The 5164-nt window shown below is 47.4% G+C and carries 5 protein-coding genes; 3 read left to right on the top strand and 2 right to left on the bottom strand.

What is annotated here, in order from left to right; translation table 11 throughout:
- The gene (locus tag QUE74_RS29355) at positions 1-915 is read left to right on the top strand and encodes a replication initiation protein (protein WP_001271363.1); all 915 of its coding nucleotides are present in this window, start codon (positions 1-3) and stop codon (positions 913-915) included.
- 203 nt (positions 916-1118) lie between these two features.
- On the opposite strand, the gene QUE74_RS29360 is transcribed toward QUE74_RS29355, so the two are convergent.
- The gene (locus tag QUE74_RS29360; protein ID WP_001222914.1) at positions 1119-1517 is read right to left on the bottom strand and encodes a hypothetical protein; all 399 of its coding nucleotides are present in this window, start codon (positions 1515-1517) and stop codon (positions 1119-1121) included.
- 176 nt (positions 1518-1693) lie between these two features.
- Between QUE74_RS29360 and QUE74_RS29365 the strand changes: the two genes are divergently transcribed.
- Together QUE74_RS29365 and QUE74_RS29370 are read left to right on the top strand one after the other, a co-directional pair.
- A complete protein-coding gene (locus QUE74_RS29365) occupies positions 1694-2620 on the top strand; it encodes a MobA/MobL family protein (RefSeq protein WP_001399791.1) in 927 nt (308 codons plus the stop codon).
- A 2-nt stretch (positions 2621-2622) separates the two neighbouring features.
- On the top strand, positions 2623-3156 hold the full coding sequence (locus tag QUE74_RS29370; protein ID WP_000168770.1) for a hypothetical protein: 534 nt from the start codon (positions 2623-2625) through the stop codon (positions 3154-3156).
- Positions 3157-3221: 65 nt separating this feature from the next.
- Here QUE74_RS29370 and QUE74_RS29375 read toward each other — a convergent pair whose 3' ends face one another.
- Positions 3222-3431: a hypothetical protein gene (locus QUE74_RS29375; protein ID WP_001096196.1), complete on the bottom strand. Its 210-nt coding sequence runs from the start codon at positions 3429-3431 to the stop codon at positions 3222-3224.
- Between the last annotated feature and the right edge of the window lie 1733 nt (positions 3432-5164).

A 5164-nucleotide genomic window follows, 5' to 3' on the forward strand; every position in this document is an offset into this window, starting at 1 on the left:
ATGAGCGCCGCGCTTCAATACTTCGAAGAAAATTTACCCCACCGTCCCTATCACACGGATGATCTCGCTTTCGGCCTTCGTATCTCCGGCAAAGGGCGCGCGCTTCTTGCACGGTATATCCAGCAGAACCAGCCTCATGCACAGTTCTGGCTGGTTTTTGACGTTGACCGCGAGGGGGCTGCGATTGACTGGAGCGACCGGAACGCTCCCGCGCCGAACATCACCGTTAAAAATCCTGTGAACGGACACGCTCACCTGCTCTACGCACTCAACATCGCCGTGAGAACCGCGCCTGATGCCTCGGTTAAGGCGCTGAAATATGCCGCAGCGGTTGAACGTTCGCTGTGTGAGAAACTTTGTGCGGATGTGAACTACAGCGGCCTGATTTGCAAAAATCCGTTCCACCTGGAATGGCTGGTGATGGAGTGGCGCGAGGAAGCCTATACCCTCGATGAACTGGCTGATTATCTCGATTTGAGCGCCTCAGAGCGTCGTAGCATCGATAAACATTACGGGATGGGGCGAAACTGCCACCTGTTCGAAATGACGCGCAAATGGGCTTACAGGGCGATTCGTCAGGGCTGGCCAGCGTTCTCACAGTGGCTTGAAGCGGTGATCCAGCGTGTCGAAATGTACAATGCATCGCTTCCCGTTCCGCTTTCACTGGCTGAATGTCGGGCTATTGGCAAGAGCATTGCGAAATACACGCACAGGAACTTCACGCCGGAAACTTTCGCACAGTATGTGGCTGATACGCACACGCCAGAAATTCAGGCTGCACGCGGTCGCAAGGGCGGTTCTAAGTCTAAGCGCAGCACAGTAGCTACATCTGCACGCACGCTGAAACCGTGGGAGGCATTAGGGATCAGTCGCGCCTGGTATTACCAACTGAAAAAACGAGGTCTCGTAGAGTAGACCAAATAAGCCTATATCAGATAACAGCGCCTTTCTGGCGTCTTTTTGAGCAGCAGGTTTTTTGCCGTTTTTCCCCGTTCAGCCCTGCAATGGCGCGGCTTTCCGCGTGATTGTGGTGGTAGTGCTCGCCGCAGTCTCATGACCGAGCGTAGCGAGCGAATGAGCGAGGAAGCACCAGGGAATCGGAACACGGATGGAGGCACTTACGCGTCTGGGTTTGGGGATGTCTCCAGATCGTACTTAAGTTCCTTAAGTGCTTGTAATATCCTGTCTTTTTTATAGCATAGCTCGCCTGTTTTTGTGTCTACCAGTCCTGCTTCGATCAGTAGCCCAGCCGCGAGAAAGAGCCGGTGATTGCGTTCCCGTCGTTGTTTTTTTCCCTCGATTCGTTTTTGGACCGCCTGTTTTCGTTCGCTCTCCTGTGCCTGTAAGTCGTTTTTTTCCGCTGTTGCCAGTACGTGGAGAAGTTTGCGTTCCTGTTCTGTGAGTCCGGCTTCGTTGTCGATCAGGTCAATAATCTGTCTCTGTCGTGCGGTCTGTTCTCCGAGCTTCCTGATGAATCCGATCCGTTTCTTCAGCCATTCGATGTTGCTGATGCGCATGTTCGTGATGCTCCCTGGTGTTTTTTTGCGGTGTGTTGTGGTCGTGCAGTATATCGCTTGCGGTCGGCGGGTGCAGGGGGTATCTTCCGTGCTAATTCGTAAAATTAGAAGGAAGCGCACTTATATGTTTCTCTCCTTCGTCGAGAAACAGTGCGCTCCTGCAGAGGGCTGAAACCGTGGCAACCTATCACCTCAGCGTTAAATTTGGTGGCAAGGGGCAGGCTGCAAACCACGCCGATTACATCGAGCGCAAAGAGAAATACCGCGACCGTCAGGATTTGGAATATTCCGCACACGGAAACATGCCGGAATGGGCCAGGGATAATCCTTCCCATTTCTGGCAGGCGGCTGACCAGTTTGAACGTGCGAACGGTTCGACCTATAGGGAACTTGAAATTGCATTACCCCGTGAACTGACACCGGAACAGCGCCTTGAACTGGTGCAGGATTTTGTACGTCAGGAAGCTGGCGAACGGCACGCCTGGAGTTTTGCCATTCACAATCCGAAAGCGAGCATTGACGGCGGCGAACAGCCTCATGCGCATATCATGATGAGTCAGCGTGTGAATGATGGCATTGAACGTACACCGGAACAGTATTTCCGGCGCTATAACGCCAGGTATCCCGAGCGGGGAGGTGCGAAAAAGGATTCCGGAAGCCTGACTCTCACTCAGCAAAAAGAGCAGTTGCGGGAATTGCGAAAACGCTGGGAGGTGAAGCACAACGAACATATGAGAAAGCATGGCTTTGAAAGGGGCTTCATTGACTGCCGGACGCTGAAAGAACAGGGCATTGAACGACGTCCCGAAGTGCATCTGGGTTTTGAAGCTGCCGGACGGCTTGATGATGCCCAGCGTCATGACATCATGCAAAAACGGTCTGAACCGGACTATTCCCGCCATCTTGAACAGGCGCGAACGGTCGGGCATGACATCAGGGAATGGCTGGACACTCCGGTTAAGCAACATGAACTGATCAGAAGGCTGCAACATGATGTTGCGCGGGAGCATGGCTTTGACATGAGAGACAGAGTGAGCAGACAGAACCGAACTGCACCTGAACGGGTTAAATCACCGTCACGTGGATTTTCTATGGGATTCTGAACATGGCCAGCACAGAAGAAAAATTACTCACGCTCCTGTTATCGGTGGAGCATCTGCAACATACCGCAATGGAGCAACAGAAAGCTGTTGCTGATTCTCTGGCTGTGGCAAGGGAAACTCTTCGCGGATATCGGGATATTTCTGACGGTGTGGCAAAACAGGTCAGGGATGAAGTCAGAAATGAGGTGCAGAAGCTGGACGTGGCAGGACTGATAGGTGAGCGCATCAGCCAGGATTTTCAGCGGCTGGAAGAGTCAGTCGCAAACATGAAGGCAAACGCGGATGCCCTGAACAGGGATATTGCGACAATTCACAGCAATATCGTGCAGGAATACAACACCCTTAAAGGGTATAGCTGGAAATGGCTGGGTGGGGTGTCAGTGGCTTTTCTGGTTATGTTCTGTGTGCTCGGATGGGGAATGAAAACAATACTCGACAGGAACTACAACGCCACAGCGGCGGTGTATCAGAAAGTTGTGACACTGGAAGATAAACTGGTGGAGAAACCTGTCACGGGGAAGAGCCGGAAAAACTGACGCGCTTCGCTTGTCCAACGCCTCACGACCCGCGAAAGGATTTCGCGAACCGTTCACCGTTTTTTTCAATATGATTCTGTCTGCTTTGGTCGATAAAGCAGACGATAGTATTCCAGCCTTCGTATATATAACGGTACGTGCTCATCAGTAAGAGCTGGCGGTATTGTGTTATCAGGGGGAAGTTTTTTCAGATACTCACGAAATGCCTGGCTTGATGCCATAAAATCTACAGTAGCATCGATAATATGTGGGGTGTTTTCACCTAATTTTGCCATGATGATAATCCTTATATTATCACGGTTTGTGAATGATAGGGTGTCACTATTATTTATGCGTTAGTGAACCAGAAAAAATCCCCCGTTGGCATAGGGGGATATGTAAGGAGAAATAACTTCGCAGGTGTTCTTGTTTGTATAACGTGAAAAGACTGCACGCAACTTAATAAGTCTGCCGTACTTACTTTCAGTTTTCAACATAAGGTTTATAACAATGTATGGAATGGAAGTGAGCTTTAAGGTTTCAGCTCTAAAAAATAAAATATTTATTAGTTGGCTGGTTGTTGTTCTTGTTCTGTATGTATATAAACACTATCGACATATTATGACCGGGAACATTCCTTACCCCCTCTGCGCTCGCAGAGGTTTTTTTTGTCATTAATTAATAATGAACTGAAATGCAGTTCCGATACCTCCATTTGCACATTATCCCTGACATATGGTACCGGAACCGCATTAATTTTATGTTATAAGAGTTTATTTTTAATGTCCAGATGGTTTAATAGTATTTATATGTAATTAGCTGTATGGATAGTACTGGTTTTATTGTATAACTTGTCGTTTTTTTTTATTGTTTTTGTGTGGTGTGCTAATCTTTAAGTTATAAAAAAACCCCTTGGAATACAGGGGCGAAAGTAAGGAAAACAAATGGATGCTCAGTTTGTGTGACACTTTAAACTAATGGAACTATAGAGTGGAGGTTGTTACAGTCGCTTTTATAAAACAGCAACCAGTTTTTTTCAATAGTCTGATGATGGTTGTGACAGTTTTGTGATATTGTTCAAAATGTTTCTTGTTGAATGTTTGTTTTTTGGTCTATTGGTGTCTGGTTTTATTTTTTCTGCTATTACATATCAAGAAATGTGATTGGTGTAGCAAGAGTGGAATGCGATGTGGATAAACTAATTGGTTGTCGAATCTAATTTACTTAGAAAACTACACTTGTTTTTGTGTATGAATTTAGTGAATTTGTCTGTCTATGTGTTTTCGTGCATTTATAAATCCTTCGTCAGGATCTTAAATTTAGTGTTGAATATGTAGGGCCTGTACGGTAATTATTATTTAGCGTAGCTACTTCATCGTTGTTCGAACACAACCAACAACCTGTAATTGTTGTTTCTCTTGGTTCCCCACTTTTGTGGGGTTTTTTATCTCTTCCGTGCATCGTAAAGCGCGGACTCCTTCTGGAAAGGTTGTTTTAGGGCATCACTGAGGCATTTTTTGCGTTTGTGAATATTGAGCATCCGATAACTAAAATATTTCCCATAGACTCTGATTCTTGCCACCGACCCTAGGTCGGTTTTTTTTGTCCTGGCGAGATGTGAAGTTTGGAAACAGGAAACCCCGTCAGAGCGCCACGCACCAGGGGAGAAAACTTGTCGTTTTGAGCCGTTCGGTGTTCAGAACGCACGAAACCGATCGCGCATCGCTTTCGTGCATAGTTATGCAACGCGCTAAAAACGATTCTGACGCATTTTTTATGTTTACCCTGGTGTTTCCTTGTCTTTTTGTGTTTTTTGCGTCAGAAAGCGACTGAGGGCGTTTTAAGGGGTACGTACAACGGGAGTTATGGTAAATGGATCGGGTTTTCGGGAAGGTTCGACAGGATTTGCCGTTGGGTGTAGTGTAAGCGACTGAAAAACAAACGCCCCTGAAATTCGTGTCTATCCGCCAAGACTTTCACGAAAATACAGGGGCGATGTCGGTCGATAACCTGGAAGGAATCGTAACAC

This window comes from Escherichia sp. 10290 (assembly GCF_030295155.1).
GTDB lineage: Bacteria > Pseudomonadota > Gammaproteobacteria > Enterobacterales > Enterobacteriaceae > Escherichia > Escherichia coli_F.